Here is a 16,692-nt window from a genome sequence, read left to right as displayed (position 1 = left end):
GGCGGCGGGTTCCGCGCTCCCCCTCCGAGCGCGGAACCCGTCGCCGCGTACATAAGTGACAGGTGATCAGTCCGGATGGTTGCATGTGATGCCCGTCACCGCCCGAAGGGGGCAACCGGGGCCCCCGCTCGACGGTCTCGATCTTCATGGACAAGCGCATCTCCCTTTTGGCCGCTACGGGCTTGGCGGCGCTGAGCCTCGGCGCGGCCGCCCCCGCGCTCGCCGCGGAACCGGCCTTCCCGCTCGGGGGCCCCTCCGCCCTGGTGCTCCAGCCGTACCCGGACACGGGCGCGTCGAAGGAGCGCAGCCTGCACTACACGCTGGACTACGTGGGCCCCGGGAACAGCTTCCCGGGCGAGTTCACCGTCACCGTCGACCTGTCCAAGGTCGCCGGCGTGGCCTCGGTCCGGCCGGACCCGGCCAAGCCGAGGCCGAACTGCACGACGAGCGCCACCGCGATCGTCTGCAAGCAGCAGGGCCTGTCGGCCGACACCCCGAACGCCAACCGCTTCGACCTGCTCGTCTCCGCCGCCAAGGGCACCAAGAGCGGTGCGAGCGGTGAGATCGCGGTCACCGGCCGGGTGGCGGGCGCGAGCGTCACGCCGGTCACCACCAAGCTGACCGTCGGCGGCCCCGACCTGTACATGGGCGAGCTGGGCCTGCGGTCCGAGGTGACGGCCGGCGAGCAGCAGGACCTCCCCCTGGCCTTCGCGAACCGGGGCACCCTGCCCGCCAGGTCGGTCGCGCTGGAGCTGGACGCCTCGGCGGGCCTGCAGCCGGCCCGGACGTACGACAACTGCCGGGTGCAGGACCACGGCGGCATGGGTGCGACCACGGTCTGCCTCGTCGAGGGCGAGTTCCTGCCGGGCGAGTCCTACCGGCTCGCCCCCGACTCCCCGCTGCAGCTCAAGACCACCGAGCGGGCCTACCGGGACCGGCTGCGGTACGCGGTCGTCCCCGACCCGGCGCCGCGCGAGGACGCGCACGAGGGCGGGCCGGCCACCGGCAGGACGCTGAAGCTGGTCAAGTCCGCGGTCGCGGTGCCGGTCACGGGCTCCGCCGCGGCCGAGCCCGCCGGCCACGCCGAGAACACCGACCTCAACCCCGGTGACAACGAGCGCGACGTCGCATTCACCGCCAAGGGGGCCCGGGCCGACTTCGAGGCGGTCACCGCCTCGCCGTCCGGCAAGGTCGGCGACACGGTCGTGGCCGAGCTCGGCTTCCGCAACAAGGGCCCGGCCGTGATCAGCCACCTGCGCTCGGGCGAGAGCGTGGCCCGTACGGACATCGTGATGCCCGCCGGGGTGCAGGTCACGGACGTCCCGCGGAACTGCCGCGCGGTCAACGCCGACGGCAGCGACCGCAGCGACCGGCTGGGCGCGCCGCGCTACTTCTGCGACGGCGGGATCTTCGCGGACTTCGGGAGTGCGTACACCGGCCGGTTCACGATGAAGATCGAGAAGGCCGTGGCGGACGCCAAGGGCTCGGTCACCGTGGGCGAGCCGGTCGCGGGCGGCACCAGGCCGCCGGCCTTCGACCCGGTCGCGGGCAACGCCAAGGCCGTGTTCGCGGTCGAGGTCAAGGGCGGTACGAGCCCGAGCCCGAGCCCGTCCGGCTCGGCCTCCGCATCGCCGTCCCCGTCGGCCTCCGCCTCGGCTTCGGCTTCCGCCTCGCCGAGCACCTCCGCGACCGCCGCCGCCGGCGCCGCGGGCGGCAACCTGGCCTCGACCGGCAGCTCCGTCGGCCCGATCGCGCTGGGCGCTCTGGGCGCCGTGGCCGTCGGCGGAGCGCTGTACGTGGGGGTGCGCCGCCGCTCGGGCGGGCACGCGTAGGCAGCGGGAGCACCGCACACGGCGCGAACGCGCAGAACGGCCGGCTCGGGGCGTCCCCCGGGCCGGCCGTCCTCTTGGGGTGACCGGGCTGCTGTCCCCTGCCGTCCGGTCACGCGAAGGAGCGAGGTCCCACGACGCACCTCCCGACGGGCCGTACGTCTCATCGCTCCCGAAGAGCCACGCGTGGTGCTGCGGTCCCGCGCCTGGCTGACGCGGCCATCCACACCAACGAAGGGCCCCGGGGCCGGTCACGGTCCGGACGAGTGACGAACAGGCGTAAGGCGGGCCGGACGCGGAACGGACCTCAGACCCGGCCGCGGCACAGCTCCAGCAGGGTCATCGCGACGGTGGTCCCCGGCTTGCCGAGGGCGTCGCTCCAGTGCGCGAGCACCTCCATTTCGCGCGAGAGGTGCACCCGCCGGCCGCCCGAGGCGATCCGGGCCTCCTGGATGACGGTCGAGACGGCCATCCGCTCCTGGATCAGCCCGATGATCCGGTCGTCGATGGCGTCGATCCGCTCGCGGGACTCGGCGATCAGCTGCGCGGGGGTGGTGGTCACGGTCATGTTCTTACTCCTGTGGATTGCGGCGACAGGAGCGGAAACGCCAGAGCGCCCCGGTCCTGTCGGACCGGGGCGCTCTGGGAAGTCAGCGGCTCAAGCGAGCATCACGCGGACCCATGGCGACCGGACCGGCCGGTGCCATAGGTAAAGAGGAAGCTCAGCTGCTTGCGCATGGACAGGATTATGGCCCTGCGCCCCCTACCGGGCCAACCCGGCCCGGATCGTGAGACGTGCGCCTCGGATGGTGCGACAAAGTGGCGCCCGGCGCCACCGGTAGAATCGACAAAACAGCCACCCTCTTCCGCCGGAAGGCCGCCCCGTGCCAGAAGCACCCTCCGCCGCCCACGACAGCGCCCCGGACACGGTTCTCGTCGTCGACTTCGGCGCCCAGTACGCCCAGCTCATCGCCCGCCGCGTCCGCGAGGCACGGGTCTACAGCGAGATCGTCCCCAGCACGATGCCGGTGGCCGAGATGCTCGCCAAGGACCCGAAGGCGATCATCCTCTCCGGCGGCCCGTCCTCCGTGTACGAGGAGGGTGCTCCGCGCCTGGACGACGCCGACGCCCTCTTCGGGGCCGGCGTCCCCGTCTTCGGCATGTGCTACGGCTTCCAGCTGATGGCGACCACCCTCGGCGGCACCGTCGACAACACCGGCGCCCGCGAGTACGGCCGTACGCCGCTCGCCGTCTCCAAGGCCGGGTCCACCCTCTTCGAGGGCACCCCCGAGAACCAGTCGGTGTGGATGTCCCACGGCGACGCCTGCTCCGCCGCCCCCGAGGGCTTCACCGTCACCGCGTCGACGAACGTCGTCCCGGTCGCCGCCTTCGAGAACGACGAGAAGAAGCTGTACGGCGTGCAGTACCACCCCGAGGTGATGCACTCCACGCACGGCCAGCAGGTGCTGGAGCACTTCCTGTACCGCGGCGCCGGCCTGGAGCCCACCTGGACCACCGGCAACATCGTCGAGGAGCAGATCGCGGCCATCCGCGAGCAGGTCGGCGACAAGCGCGCCATCTGCGGCCTGTCCGGCGGCGTGGACTCCGCGGTCGCCGCGGCCCTCGTCCAGAAGGCCATCGGCTCCCAGCTGACCTGCGTGTACGTCGACCACGGCCTGATGCGCAAGGGCGAGACCGAGCAGGTCGAGAAGGACTTCGTCGCCGCCACCGGCGTGCAGCTGAAGGTCGTCGACGCCCAGGAGCGCTTCCTGACCGCGCTGGCCGGGGTCTCCGACCCGGAGACCAAGCGGAAGATCATCGGCCGCGAGTTCATCCGCGTCTTCGAGCAGGCCCAGCTGGAGATCCTCCAGGAGGACGGCCCCGCGGTCGCCTTCCTGGTCCAGGGCACCCTGTACCCGGACGTCGTGGAGTCCGGCGGCGGCACCGGCACCGCCAACATCAAGTCCCACCACAACGTGGGCGGCCTGCCCGACGACATCGAGTTCGAGCTCGTCGAGCCGCTGCGCCAGCTGTTCAAGGACGAGGTCCGGATGGTGGGCCAGGAGCTCGGCCTGCCGGACGAGATCGTCCAGCGCCAGCCCTTCCCCGGCCCGGGCCTGGGCATCCGCATCGTCGGCGAGGTCACCAAGGAGCGTCTGGACCTGCTCCGCGAGGCCGACGCCATCGCCCGCCACGAGCTGACCGCGGCCGGCCTGGACCGCGAGATCTGGCAGTGCCCGGTCGTCCTGCTCGCGGACGTCCGCAGCGTCGGCGTCCAGGGTGACGGCCGCACGTACGGCCACCCGATCGTGCTGCGCCCCGTCTCCTCCGAGGACGCGATGACCGCGGACTGGACGCGCATGCCGTACGAGGTGCTCGCGCAGATCTCCACCCGCATCACCAACGAGGTGCCGGACGTGAACCGCGTCGTCCTCGACTGCACGAGCAAGCCCCCGGGCACCATCGAGTGGGAGTAGTCCCCACCGAGCCGTAGCCGGTCCGGTCGAAGCCGTCGTTCCCCCGGGGAGCGGCGGCTTCGCCGCGTGTATGGCCACTTGGCGCGGCCGCCGGTACCTTGCGCGGCGAGCCGAAGGAGGGGGTCATGCCGGACCAGCCCGCACCCGCACCCGCACCGGGGTCCGCACCGGGGTCCGCGCCGGGATCCGCACCGGGGTCCGCGCCGGGGTCCGCGCCGGGGGCCGCGCCCGCGCCCGTACCGGTGGACCGGCTGCGGTTCGCGCTGCCGCCCGTCCACGCGGACGCGGCCGGGGAGCGCGCGTACCGCAAGGAGCGGCTCGCCGGGGCGCTGCGGCTCTTCGGCCGCCTCGGGTACGAGGACGGGGTCGCCGGGCACATCACCGTGCGGGACCCGGAGTTCGCGGACTGCATCTGGGTGAACCCGTTCGGGCGTGCCCTGTCCGCACTGGGCCCCGACGACCTGCTGCTCGTCGACGGGGACGGGCGCGTGCGCCAGGGTGAGCGCCGGGTCAACGAGCTGGCCTTCGCCGTGCACGCCGCCGTGCACCGGGCCCGCCCCGACGCGGTGGCGGTCGTGCACGCGCACGCCCCGTACGGCAGGGCGCTGGCGGCGCTCGGCGAACTGCTCGCCCCCCTCAGCGAGGAGGCCTGCGCCTTCTACGAGGACCACGCGCTCCTCGACGGGTTCGCCGGGCCCGAGGACAGCGGGCGCATCGCCCGCGCCCTGGGCCCGTACAAGGCGCTGGTCCTGCGGGGCCGCGGACTGCTGACGGTCGGCGACTCCGTGGACGCCGCGGCCTGGTGGTTCATCGCGGCGGAGCGCGCGGCGCAGGTGCAGCTGATCGCGCGCTCCGCCGGGAAGCCGGTGCCCGTCGACCGCCGCGCCGCGCTCGCCGCGCGGGAGCGCTTCGGCACGGATCTCGCCGCCTGGGTCAGCTACCAGCCGCTCTGGCAGGGCGTCCGGCCCTGAAACCACCGGGCCGGGCGGGTGGCGTCAACATCATGAACGGTTAATCACCTGCTCTGACATCGTGCGCAATCCGGAGCACTGCCGCAGTGGTGCACAATTCGCTGGCATTGCACCGTAGTTCAGAGAGGCGGCACGCACGTGGCTGTCCAAGAGATGTCCCGAAGCACCCACGGCGGCGCCTGCACCTGTGACGACTGCCCGCACGGCGCGCAGGAGGGGCACCGGCGCGCCGTCGCCGCGTTCACCGAGAAGCGGGACGAGTTCGCCGCCGGCCAAGGGCTGCCGGCCGCGGTGGCCCGCTCCGCCGGAGCCTCCCGGCAGTGGGTCTCCGACGAGCTGACCCTGTCGGCCCGCACGGTCGCCGACCGCGGCCGGGAGGCCGGCAACTCCTGGCTGTACCTGTTCTCGCGACGGGCCGTGCTCGCCGTGTGGATCGCCGCCGGCGTGCTGCTGCTGGTCCAGGTCGGCACCGCGCTCGGCAACGGCTGGTCCACCGCCCGCACGGCCGGACTGCTCGCGGCGGTGGCCCTGGCCGGGCTGCTCACGGTCGCCGCCCGCGCCCAGTCGCTGCGCGGCGGGCTCCTCGCCCCGCTGGTGGGCGAGGACAACCGGCTGTCCACCTCGAAGGCCGTGCCGAGTGCCTGGGTGGTGCTGACGGCGTTCGCCGCGCTGCTGCCCGCGCTGCGGCTGGCCGCCTCGCCGCCGGGGCCGCAGCGCCAGGCCCTGTACGCGGGGCTGGCGCTCGGGCGGGCGCTGCCGCTGCTGGCGGTGGTCGCGCTGACCTCGGCCGTGGCGGTGCTGGTGCGCCGGGTGGTCACCGTACGGATCATGGGCCAGCGGATGCAGAAGCTGCCGGCGGACCGGCCGCGCGGGGTGGACCTGCTCACGGACGACGCGGGCCGCGGCAGCTTCCCGGACGCGCAGTACGTGCTGGTCTCCACCGTCGTGCTGGCCTTCGCGGCGGTGTCGATGGCCCGGTTCCCGGACCGGCTGCCGCGGCTGCCGTGGGCGCTGGCCGTGCTGGTGGCCCTGTCGGCGGCGGTGTACCTCGCGGCGAAGTACGCGGAGGTGACCCGCCCGCTGATCCTGTCGGTGGTCCGCAGGCGGGAGCCGGGCGACCTCGACGCGGCCATCCGGCCGGGCGACGACATCGAGATCCGGGGGGTGGGCTTCGTGCCGCCGGGGGCGCAGACGCCGGAGATGCTGGCCCGGCTGGTCGTACGGGTCGGGGCGGTGCACGTGCACGTGCCGCTGGTGCCGGTGGCGGGCGGGTTCACCAACCCCTCGGACTCGGCGCTGACGGTGCCGGTCCCGGCGGAAGTGGAACCCGGACGCATCGAGGTTCAGGTGGTGACGGCCGCCGGGGTGGAATCCAACCGCTGCACCATCGACGTGGCCGAGTGAGACGGGGTACACATGGGACGTGACCCGAACTGACGTCCCTTCCGCCGGCGCTTCCGGCGCTTCCGGTCCCGCTGGTCCGTCCGGCCGCTCCGGCCCTTCCGGAGTGCGGGAGCGGGCCGCCCGGTACGCCCTGCTGCCGCTGCGGATCTTCCTCGGCGTGACCTTCGTCTACGCGGGCCTGGACAAGCTGACCGACCCCGCGTTCCTGTCCGCCTCCGGCGCCGGCTCCATCGGCGAGCAGATGCAGGGCGTACGCGACACCTCCGCGATCCCCGCCCTGGTGGACTGGGCGCTGCACTCGCCCGTCGGGTTCGGGGCGGCGCTGGCCGTCGGCGAACTCCTGGTGGGCCTGGGGACCCTGGCGGGCCTGCTGACCCGGATCGCGGCCACCGGCGGAGCGCTGATCTCGCTCAGCCTGTGGCTCACGGTGTCCTGGCAGGTCACCCCGTACTACTACGGCAACGACCTGGTCTACCTGATGGCCTGGATCCCGATGATCCTGGCCGGAGCGCCCTATCTCTCGCTGGACTCGCTGATCAGGTCGCGCGGTACGCGGACCCGGTCGCGCCGGTCCCGCCGGATCGCGTAGGTCACGATCCCCACCAGCGCGGCCAGGCACAGCCCGCCCATGGTCATCGGGATGACCAGGAACCAGGGCAGATCCGCCTCCCCGGTCGCGTCGAGCAGGTACAGCACGCCCGCCGCCACCAGGATCAGGCCGGCCAGCAGCCGTCCGGGCTGGAACTCATGACGCGGCACGGGCCACCTCCACCTGTCCGAAATCTGCGCTCAGGTCCAGCTCGATCGTTCCCCCGGCCTCGGTGCCGGCGGAGGGCTTCAGGGTCGCCTCCTGGGTTTCCCCGCCGCTCTTGACGCGTACGTCCTGGCTGGTCTCCCCGGGCAGGTGGATGTCGCCCAGCTTCACCGACACGTCGGCCCGCGCGGTGACCTCGCGGGGCAGGATCACCTTGAGCCGGCCGGCCTCCAGGGAGGCGCGGACGGACAGCGTGGAACCCTTCGGCACGTCCAGCCGGCTCAGGTCCAGCGTGGCCAGCCCGGTGCCCGCCGTGTAGACCGGTCTGACGTCGGCCACGGCGGCCGGCCGCCATTCCACGGACTTCCAGTCGGTGCCGATCTCGCGCGGCAGGGCCGAGGCGCCGGCCAGCAGCCCGGCCGTGATCACCGCCAGCAGGATCGTGCCGAAGCCGGTGCGGCCCCTGACCGAGCTGACCGCCAGGCCCAGCCCGAACACGGCGAGGGCCGAGGCCAGACCGATCTGCAGCGCGTGCGAGAGGGTGCTGCCCTGCCAGACCGCGGCGGTGGCGCCGCCCCCGGCCAGCAGGGCCAGGACGAACACCCGGCCCCCGATGCCGCCGCGCGGGACCTTCGGGGCCTTGGCCCGGTCGGGGTCCCCGCCCCGGCCGCCCCCGATGTTCCGGGCGGCGTTGGCATCGGCGGAGTCGTCCGGCCCCCACAGGTATCCGGAGGATCCCACCGGGCCGGTGGTGCCGTCCTTGACCAGCGGGTCCCGCCACCAGGACGGGCTGCCGGGCACGGGCGGCGCCTGGGTCTCCGGCGGGGCGGGGGCCGGGCGGTGCGCCGCCTGCGGCTCGGCCTCGGGGACGGCGGTCTTGCGGCGGCGCTGCGACCAGTACCCGGCCCCGCCGAGGGCCAGGATCACCAGGACGGAGAACACGGCCAGCCCGCCGTTGTCCAGCATCGACAGGAACAGCGCGCAGCCGACCAGGGCCGCGAACACCGCGGCCAGGGTGGCGCCCTCGACCCGGCCGGTCAGCAGCTTCTTGGCCTCGCTGTCCTCCTCGCCCTCGACCGGCAGCAGCAGCCAGGCGAAGCCGTAGAAGATGAGGCCGACCCCGCCGGTGACCGCGAGGACGCCGAGCACGATCCGGAAGATCACCGGGTCCAGGTCGAAGTACCGGCCGAGGCCGCCGCACACGCCCGCGAGGACCTTGTCGCGCTTGGCGCGGCGCAGCGGCGGCCGCTCGGCGGCGCGGTCGGCGGGCCGGTCGGCGACCCGGTCTGCGGGCCGGCCGCCGGGCGGCGGCGTCGCGGTGGCACCGGCCGGCGAAGGCGGGGAGTCGGGCTTGGTCATGGCTCCATGGTGACAACCCGCCGCGGCGCGCGGCACCGGGTCCGACCCTGGCGCAACCCTGATATCCCCCCGAGGGAACTGGGGGGCTGCCCTGATGTCCCCTGCGCCGCCCGCGTGTGACCATCAATGGCATGCCCGTCTCCGCCGCCCCCCGTCCCCCGCACACGACAGACACCGAGGAACCGCCGCAGCGCAAGCTCTACCGCAGCGCCGACGGCCGGATGCTCGGCGGTGTCGCGCGCGGCCTCGCCGGGCACCTCGGGCTGCCGGTCGTCTGGGTCCGGCTCGCCTTCCTCGGCCTGTTCCTGTGGGGCGACGGACTGGGCGTGCTGCTCTACGCCGCGTTCTGGGTGTTCGTACCGCTGGGCGTCGGCGGCCGCACCGGCCACCGCTCCTTCTTCGAGACCCTCCCCGACGGCACCCGCCGCCTGCGCAAACCCGACCGGGGCCAGCTCACCGCCCTCATCGCCCTGTGCATCGGCGCCGGCATCTTCATCTCCAAGGTCCAGCTCGGCGGCACCTCGGGCCGGTACGTGTGGCCGACGCTGCTGGTCGGCGCCGGCGTGGTCCTCGTCTGGCGCCAGGCCGACAACGCCCGTCGCGCCCACTGGGGCGCCGCCGCCGGGCGCAACGCGCGCCTGCTCCAGATCGCCCGCGCTTTCGCCGGGGTCGCCCTGGTCGGCGTCGGCCTGACCGTCTTCATCGTCGTGCGCGGCTCGGCGGCGCAGCTCGGCAACGTGCTGACCGCCGCCCTCGCCGTCCTCGTCGGCATAGCCCTGCTCGCCGGACCCTGGCTGATCCGGATGACCCAGGACCTCTCCGAGGAGCGCCTGATGCGCATCCGTGCCCAGGAGCGCGCCGAGGTCGCGGCCCACGTGCACGATTCGGTGCTGCACACCCTGACCCTGATCCAGCGCAACGCGGAGGACGTCGGCGAGGTCCGCCGCCTGGCCCGCGCGCAGGAGCGGGAGCTGCGGAACTGGCTGTACAAACCGGAGGGCACCGGAAAGGACGAGGCCGAGGAGCCCACCACCCTCGCGGAGGCCGTCAAGAAGACGGCCGCCGAGGTGGAGGACCACCACGGGGTCCCGATCGAGGTGGTCGTCGTCGGCGACTGCCCGCTCGACGAGAGGCTCGGCGCACAGGTCCAGGCCGCGCGCGAGGCGATGGTCAACGCCGCCAAGTACGGTGGCGACGGCGGGCCGGTGCAGGTGTACGCCGAGGTGGAGGGGCAGACCGTCTTCGTGTCCGTACGGGACCGGGGGCCGGGCTTCGACATCGACGAGGTACCGGACGACCGCATGGGCGTACGAGAATCGATCATCGGCCGGATGCAGCGCAACGGCGGGACCGCACGGCTGCGGTCCGCGCCCGACGGCGGCACGGAAGTCGAGCTGGAGATGGAGAGGGCGGCGAACGCAGCATGACCGAAGAGACGACCGGCAGCACGACCGGGGCGCCGGTGGGCAGGCACGTCCGGGTGGTGCTCGTCGACGACCACCGGATGTTCCGCACGGGAGTGCAGGCCGAGATCGGCGAGACCGACCGGACCGGGGTCGAGGTCGTCGGCGAGGCGGCCGATGTCGACCAGGCCGTCACCGTCATCACCGCCACCCGGCCCGAGGTGGTCCTGCTCGACGTGCACCTGCCGGGGGGCGGCGGGGTCGAGGTGCTGCGGCGCTGCGCCCCGCTGATGGCGGCCGCCGAGAACCCGGTGCGGTTCCTGGCCCTGTCGGTGTCGGACGCCGCGGAGGACGTCATCGGGGTCATCCGGGGCGGTGCGCGCGGGTACGTCACCAAGACCATCACCGGGACCGACCTGGTGAACTCGGTCTTCCGGGTTCAGGAGGGCGACGCGGTGTTCTCGCCGCGGCTGGCCGGCTTCGTGCTCGACGCCTTCGCCTCCACGGACGCGCCGCCGGTCGACGAGGACCTGGACCGCCTCACCCAGCGCGAGCGCGAGGTGCTGCGGCTGATCGCGCGCGGGTACGCGTACAAGGAGATCGCCAAGCAGCTCTTCATCTCCGTGAAGACCGTGGAATCGCACGTCTCCGCGGTGCTGAGGAAGCTCCAGCTCTCCAACCGGCACGAGCTGACCCGCTGGGCGACGGCCCGCCGCCTGGTGTGACCGACGCCGCAGGGGCCGGGGGCAACCGCGCGGTGTCGCGGCGCCCTCTTGGGTGGCGTGATGAGCTTGACGGGGTTTCCCCTGTTCGCGACGGCGATCGCCCTCACGGCGATCGCCGTTCTCCTGCCGCTGGCCGTGTGGAGCAAGGTGCGCGGCCCCGCCGTCGTACGCGTGTCGACCCGGGCCCTGATGGTGGTGTTCGCCCAGGTCACCGCCGTCGCGCTGGTGTTCATCTCGGTGAACCGCGAGGAGACCTTCTACGCGTCCTGGGGTGACCTGCTGGGCACCGGGAAGTACGTCACGGCCGCCCCCGACCTCGGCGCGGACGGGCTCGGCGGCAAGAAGGCCGCGGAGGTCAAGGCCGAGCCGAAGGTGCTCCAGGACTTCCAGCCGGTGGAGGGCCTCGGCGGCCGGGTCAAGAAGACCGAGCTCAACGGCAAGATCTCCGGGGTCAAGGGCGACGTCATGGTGTGGCTCCCGCCGCAGTACGAGGACCCGGCGTTCAAGAACAAGAAGTTCCCGGTGGTCGAGCTGGTCCCGGGCATACCGGGGACGGGCAAGTCCTGGTTCCAGGGGCTCAAGGCGGCCGAGGTGCTGGAGCCGCTGATGAAGAGCGGCAAGGTGCAGCCGTTCATCCTGGTCTCGCCGCGCGCCATGCTGCTGGGCAACGGCGACACCGGATGCGCGAACATCCCGGGCAAGGTGAACGCGGACAGCTGGTTCAGCGTCGACGTCCGCAAGATGGTCACCGACAACTTCCGTGCCTCAGACGAGGCCCGCACCTGGGGCGTGGCCGGCTACTCGGCGGGCGCGTACTGCGCCGCCAAACTGGCGATCCTGCATCCCGACCGCTACAGCGCGGCCGTCTCCCTCTCCGGCTACAACGACCCGGGCCAGGAGCCCACCTCGCTGGTCGCCCAGGACCCCGAGATGCGGCGCACCCACAACCTGAAGGCCCTGCTCAAGGCCGCGCCCGCGCCGCCGGCGGTCTCGCTGTGGATGTCGGGCGCCGAGCAGGACGGCTACCTGTCCGGCACGGACCTGGGGGCCATCGCGCAGAGCCCGACCACGGTGCACGCGGAGAAGGTCACCGGCGGGCACAACCTCGACTCGTGGTCGAAGCAGCTCCCGACGGCCTTCGGCTGGCTGAGCAAGCAGGTCAAGGCGCCGTAGGGCGGCACGGCCGAGGGCGCCTCAGGCCGGGCGGGAGGCCCCCGCCCACGGCATCGAGTCGAGCGGGGCCACGCGGACCGTCGACCCGGGGCGCGGGGCGTGGATCATCTGGCCGTTGCCGATGTACAGGCCGACGTGGGTGACCCCGGAGTAGAAGAACACCAGGTCGCCGGGGGCCAGCTGGTCGCGCGAGACCCGCTGCCCGGCGTTGATCTGGGTGTACGTGGTCCGGGGGAGGGAGACCCCGGCCGAGCGCCAGGCCGCCTGGGTCAGGCCGGAGCAGTCGAACGAGCCCGGCCCCGTCGCGCCCCACACGTACGGCTTGCCGATCGCCCCGTACGCGAAGGCCACGGCGCGGGCCGCGCGCGAGCCGTCCGCGGGGGCCGCCGGGGCCGTGGCCGGGGTGCCGGCCGGGGCCGCGCCGCCCGACTGGGCCTCGTACGCGGCCCGCTCCTCGGCGGTGAGCTTGGCCAGCAGCCGCTTCGCGGTGTCGAGCTTGCCCTCGACGGTGGCCTTGTACTCGGCGAGTTCGCCCTCGCGGGCGCGCAGGTCGGCGAGGCGGCCGGCGGCCCGGTCCCTGAGCTTGCCGACCTCGTCGAGCCGTCGTCGTACGGACGCCACCTCGGCGGCGCTGCGGTCGCCGGTCCGGGTGAGGAACGAGGCCTGGTCCAGGTACTCCTGGGGGTTGGCGGCCAGCGCCAGCCGCATCGCCGGTCCCAGGCCGCCGGTGCGGTACTGGCCGGCGGCGAGGGAACCGAGCGCCCGGCGGACGGTGTTCAGCCGGTCGGTCTTCCGGGCGGTCTCGTCGCGCAACGCGTCGAGCGCCCGCTGGGCCTCGTCGGCGTGCTCCTTCGCCCCGTTGTACCGCTCGGCGCTCTCCTCGGCCTCCTCGTAGAGCCGGTCCACCTCCGCCTTCACCTGGGAGGGCGTCTGCTGGGGATCGGCCTGCGAGGTGCCTTCGAAGGCGGTGGCGGTGGCAGCGCCCGCGAGGGCGAGCGTCGCCGCGGTCCGCACGGTTCCGCGGGACAGCGGATGGAGCGGGCGCTGCCTGGGCTTTCGGTGACTGGCCACGAGGGCCTCACGTCCTTCCTCGCTCGGGAGCTCGGTGCTTGGAGGAGGACGCTAGACCGGAAGGTAACGGTCGGATGACGAGATGATCGCAAGTGCCCCGACGTGAACTGATGTGGCCGGATGTGGCTGTTGTGGTTCGCTCCCGGGATCAGTGCCAGAGGACGGCGATGAAGATATTGATCACGGTCAGCCCGCCGACCGCGCCGAACAGCGCCTTCTCCACGTGCTCCTCGTCCCGCTTCACGTAGACGAGCGCGAGGATCACGAAGAGGACGGCGAGCTTCACGCCGATCTTGATGTTGTTGACGTGGCCGCCGTCCATCTCGCGGAAGCCGACCAGCAGGACGCCCGTGACGAGCATCGTCAGCGCGCCGTGCAGCATCGCGGGCACGAAGCGGGCGGTGCCGGCGCTCATCGCCTTCATCTGCGTGAGGAAACCGCCCAGCAGGGAGGCGATGCCGATGATGTGCAGGCCCACGAAGACACTGATGAGTACGTCCATGGCGCCGAGCGTACGGGGGCTGTCGGTCGGCCCCGTACGCGGGTCACGAGATCTTCGAAGGGTCCGGCCACGTCCGTACGAGATCTGCGTACAGTGAGGACATGCCTGCCGCCGCCGAGCTGAGCCATCCCCGCGCAGAGGCCCTCGACCTGGCCGAGGTCCTCGCGGCCCTGGGGCACCCCGTCCGCCTCGACATCGTTCGCAAGCTGGCCTCCGGCGAGGCGACGTTCTGCGGCGAAGTGGTACCTGACCTGCCCCGATCCAGCGTCACGCACCACCTCAAGACGCTCCGCGAGGGCGGAGTGATCCGTCAGCGCCCGCAAGGGCGCAAGCTCTACCTCGCGCTGCGCCGCGACGATCTGGAACTGCGCTTCCCCGGTCTCCTGGAACTCGTACTGGCGTGTCGGTCCCGACCTCTAGACTCGGAAAGCGATGAGCAGCCTCTTTGACGACAGTTTCCTGGCGGACCTCACCCCCTCCGACGAGGTCCCCCCGCCGCCCGAGGATCACCCCGCGCCGGAGCAAGGCGCGGACGATCTCTTCGGGGGCCACTTCGACGTGCCCATGAGTGGTGACGCGTACTACCGGGACGGCGCCCCCAAGCCCGTCATCGACCCGGCGACGCTCCTGGAGGGGCTGAACGAACAGCAGGCCGCGGCCGTCGTGCACGCCGGCTCCCCGCTGCTCATCGTGGCCGGCGCCGGCTCCGGCAAGACCCGGGTGCTGACCCACCGCATCGGCCACCTGCTGGCCGCGCGGAACGTCCACCCCGGGCAGATCCTGGCGATCACCTTCACCAACAAGGCCGCCGGCGAGATGAAGGAGCGCGTGGAGGGCCTGGTCGGCCCGCGCGCCAACGCCATGTGGGTGTCCACCTTCCACAGCGCGTGCGTCCGCATCCTGCGCCGTGAGTCGAAGCGCCTCGGTTTCACCTCGTCCTTCTCGATCTACGACGCGGCCGACTCGAAGCGCCTGATGGCGCTCGTCTGCCGCGACCTGGACCTGGACCCGAAGAAGTTCCCGCCCAAGGCCTTCAACGCCAAGGTCTCGAACCTGAAGAACGAGCTGATCGACGAGGACGCCTTCGCCGGGCAGGCCGTCGACGGCTTCGAGAAGACGCTCGCCCAGGCGTACGCGATGTACCAGGGGCGGCTGCGCGAGGCCAACGCGCTCGACTTCGACGACATCATCATGACCACCGTCCACCTGCTCCAGGCGTTCCCGGACGTCGCCGAGCACTACCGGCGGCGCTTCCGGCACGTCCTGGTGGACGAGTACCAGGACACCAACCACGCCCAGTACACGCTGGTGCGCGAGCTCGTCGGCACCGGCTACCCGGACCTGCCTCCGGCCGAGCTCTGCGTGGTGGGTGATGCCGACCAGTCGATCTACGCCTTCCGCGGCGCGACCATCCGCAACATCCTCCGGTTCGAGGAGGACTACAAGGACGCGACGACGATCCTGCTGGAGCAGAACTACCGCTCCACGCAGACGATCCTGTCCGCAGCCAACGCGGTCATCGAGCGCAACGAGAACCGCCGCGCCAAGAACCTGTGGACCCAGGCCGGCACCGGCGCGGTCATCACCGGCTACGTCGCGGACACCGAGCACGACGAGGCGCAGTTCATCGCCGACGAGATCGACCGGCTGACGGACGCCGGGGACGCCAAGGCCGGCGACGTCGCGATCTTCTACCGGACGAACGCGCAGTCGCGCGTGTTCGAGGAGATCTTCATCCGCGTCGGACTCCCGTACAAGGTCGTCGGCGGCGTCCGCTTCTACGAGCGCAAGGAGGTCCGCGACATCCTCGCGTACCTGCGCGTGCTCGCGAACCCCGAGGACAACGTCCCGCTCCGCCGCATCCTCAACGTGCCCAAGCGCGGTATCGGCGAGCGCGCCGAAGCGATGATCGACGCCCTCGCGATGCGCGAGAAGATCACCTTCCCGCAGGCGCTGCGGCGCGTGGACGAGGCGTTCGGCATGGCCGCGCGCTCGACCAACGCGGTGAAGCGGTTCAACGTGCTGATGGAGGAGCTCCGCACGATCGTCGACTCGGGCGCGGGACCGGCGGTGGTGCTGGAGGCGGTGCTGGAGCGTACGGGCTACCTCGCCGAGCTCCAGGCCTCGACCGACCCGCAGGACGAGACGCGCATCGAGAACCTCCAGGAGCTCGCGGCCGTGGCGCTGGAGTTCGAGCAGGCCCGAGGCGAGGACGACGGGACGTCGGCGGCTGCCGCCGCGGGCGGCACGCTCGCGGAGTTCCTGGAGCAGGTCGCGCTCGTCGCCGACTCCGACCAGATCCCCGACGAGGACGAGGACGGCTCGGGGGTCATCACGCTGATGACCCTGCACACCGCCAAGGGCCTCGAATTCCCGGTGGTCTTCCTGACCGGCATGGAGGACGGGGTCTTCCCGCACATGCGGGCCCTGGGCCAGACCAAGGAACTGGAGGAGGAGCGCCGCCTCGCGTACGTCGGCATCACGCGGGCGCGCGAGCGGCTGTACCTGACGCGCTCCAGCATGCGCAGCGCGTGGGGCACTCCCTCGTACAACCCGCCCTCGCGGTTCCTTGAGGAGATCCCGGCCGAGTACCTGCAGTGGAAGCGGACGGGCGCGGCACAGAAGCCCGCGGGCCCGATGCGGAGTTCGGGCTCGGGGTACGGATCCTCCGGCTCGGGCGGCGGCAAGGCCACGTTCGGGACCTCGCCGGAGGCCTTCCTGTCCTCGTCGCGCACGAAGTCGGGCCCGTCCGGGTTCGCGACGCGCCGGGCCGCCGACAAGCCGGTCATCGCGCTGGCGGTCGGGGACCGGGTCACGCACGACCAGTTCGGGCTGGGCACGGTCATGGAGGTCAGGGGCGCCGGCGCGGACGCGCAGGCCACCGTCGACTTCGGGGACGACAAGCCCAAGCGCCTGCTGCTGCGCTACGCGCCGGTGCAGAAGCTCTGACGGGAGCCGCGAGGGGGGAACGGACGAGGGCCCGGGATCGCTTCCCGGGCCCTCGTGCCGTACGTACCGCTCTGG

15 protein-coding genes are annotated in these 16,692 nt (G+C 72.7%); 10 read left to right on the top strand and 5 right to left on the bottom strand.

All coding sequences use genetic code 11. The annotated features are described in order from the left end of the window. Window positions 1-146: 146 nt before the first annotated feature. Window positions 147-1,832, top strand: coding sequence for a peptidase (locus AB0M92_RS02415; RefSeq protein WP_366100216.1), 1,686 nt, complete (start codon window positions 147-149; stop codon window positions 1,830-1,832). 304 nt (window positions 1,833-2,136) lie between these two features. Here the strand turns inward: AB0M92_RS02415 and AB0M92_RS02410 are convergent, their stop codons facing one another. Next, window positions 2,137-2,397: a chorismate mutase gene (locus AB0M92_RS02410; RefSeq protein WP_366100215.1), complete on the bottom strand. Its 261-nt coding sequence runs from the start codon at window positions 2,395-2,397 to the stop codon at window positions 2,137-2,139. 316 nt (window positions 2,398-2,713) lie between these two features. Between AB0M92_RS02410 and guaA the strand changes: the two genes are divergently transcribed. From guaA to AB0M92_RS02390, 4 genes are all read left to right on the top strand, one after another. After that, window positions 2,714-4,306, top strand: a complete 1,593-nt coding sequence (gene guaA / locus AB0M92_RS02405) for a glutamine-hydrolyzing GMP synthase (protein WP_366100214.1) — start codon at window positions 2,714-2,716, stop codon at window positions 4,304-4,306. Between the two features lie 125 nt (window positions 4,307-4,431). Then, window positions 4,432-5,277, top strand: coding sequence for a class II aldolase/adducin family protein (locus AB0M92_RS02400; protein WP_366100213.1), 846 nt, complete (start codon window positions 4,432-4,434; stop codon window positions 5,275-5,277). Between the two features lie 138 nt (window positions 5,278-5,415). Further along, a complete protein-coding gene (locus AB0M92_RS02395) occupies window positions 5,416-6,681 on the top strand; it encodes a hypothetical protein (protein ID WP_366100212.1) in 1,266 nt (421 codons plus the stop codon). A gap of 103 nt (window positions 6,682-6,784) precedes the next feature. Next, a complete protein-coding gene (locus AB0M92_RS02390) occupies window positions 6,785-7,270 on the top strand; it encodes a TQO small subunit DoxD (RefSeq protein ID WP_366100355.1) in 486 nt (161 codons plus the stop codon). On the opposite strand, the gene AB0M92_RS02385 is transcribed toward AB0M92_RS02390, so the two are convergent. Continuing rightward, a complete protein-coding gene (locus tag AB0M92_RS02385) occupies window positions 7,195-7,440 on the bottom strand; it encodes a hypothetical protein (RefSeq protein ID WP_366100211.1) in 246 nt (81 codons plus the stop codon). The genes AB0M92_RS02390 and AB0M92_RS02385 overlap by 76 nt on opposite strands. Next, entirely contained in the window at window positions 7,427-8,794 is a 1,368-nt protein-coding gene (locus AB0M92_RS02380; protein ID WP_366100210.1) for a PspC domain-containing protein, read from the bottom strand. The genes AB0M92_RS02385 and AB0M92_RS02380 overlap by 14 nt, the downstream gene beginning before the upstream one ends. A 131-nt stretch (window positions 8,795-8,925) precedes the next feature. Here AB0M92_RS02380 and AB0M92_RS02375 point away from each other — a divergent pair, with 131 nt between their 5' ends. Genes AB0M92_RS02375 through AB0M92_RS02365 form a run of 3 tightly spaced genes read left to right on the top strand, consistent with a single transcriptional unit; the run spans window position 8,926 to window position 12,095 of the window. Further along, window positions 8,926-10,221, top strand: a complete 1,296-nt coding sequence (locus tag AB0M92_RS02375) for a PspC domain-containing protein (RefSeq protein ID WP_366100209.1) — start codon at window positions 8,926-8,928, stop codon at window positions 10,219-10,221. Beyond that, window positions 10,218-10,922 (top strand): response regulator transcription factor, encoded by a 705-nt coding sequence (locus AB0M92_RS02370; RefSeq protein ID WP_366100208.1) that lies wholly within the window; start codon window positions 10,218-10,220, stop codon window positions 10,920-10,922. Before AB0M92_RS02375 ends, AB0M92_RS02370 begins: the two co-directional genes overlap by 4 nt. Window positions 10,923-10,982: 60 nt before the next feature. After that, window positions 10,983-12,095, top strand: a complete 1,113-nt coding sequence (locus AB0M92_RS02365) for an alpha/beta hydrolase-fold protein (protein ID WP_366100207.1) — start codon at window positions 10,983-10,985, stop codon at window positions 12,093-12,095. A 21-nt stretch (window positions 12,096-12,116) separates the two neighbouring features. Here AB0M92_RS02365 and AB0M92_RS02360 read toward each other — a convergent pair whose 3' ends face one another. Further along, window positions 12,117-13,166 carry an NlpC/P60 family protein gene (locus AB0M92_RS02360; protein ID WP_366100206.1) on the bottom strand — a complete coding sequence of 350 codons (1,050 nt, stop codon included), beginning with the start codon at window positions 13,164-13,166 and terminating at the stop codon, window positions 12,117-12,119. Window positions 13,167-13,314: 148 nt separating this feature from the next. After that, the gene (locus AB0M92_RS02355; RefSeq protein WP_366100205.1) at window positions 13,315-13,668 is read right to left on the bottom strand and encodes a hypothetical protein; all 354 of its coding nucleotides are present in this window, start codon (window positions 13,666-13,668) and stop codon (window positions 13,315-13,317) included. A 101-nt stretch (window positions 13,669-13,769) separates the two neighbouring features. On the opposite strand from AB0M92_RS02355, the gene AB0M92_RS02350 reads away from it, so the two are divergent. Beyond that, window positions 13,770-14,117 carry a helix-turn-helix domain-containing protein gene (locus AB0M92_RS02350; RefSeq protein ID WP_366100204.1) on the top strand — a complete coding sequence of 116 codons (348 nt, stop codon included), beginning with the start codon at window positions 13,770-13,772 and terminating at the stop codon, window positions 14,115-14,117. Next, window positions 14,101-16,617 (top strand): DNA helicase PcrA, encoded by a 2,517-nt coding sequence (gene pcrA, locus AB0M92_RS02345; protein ID WP_366100203.1) that lies wholly within the window; start codon window positions 14,101-14,103, stop codon window positions 16,615-16,617. The genes AB0M92_RS02350 and pcrA overlap by 17 nt, the downstream gene beginning before the upstream one ends. Window positions 16,618-16,692: the final 75 nt, after the last annotated feature.

The sequence above is a fragment of the Streptomyces sp. NPDC051582 genome, assembly GCF_040681715.1.
Classification (GTDB): Bacteria; Actinomycetota; Actinomycetes; order Streptomycetales; family Streptomycetaceae; genus Streptomyces.
This window is presented reverse-complemented; position numbering and strand designations above follow the sequence as displayed.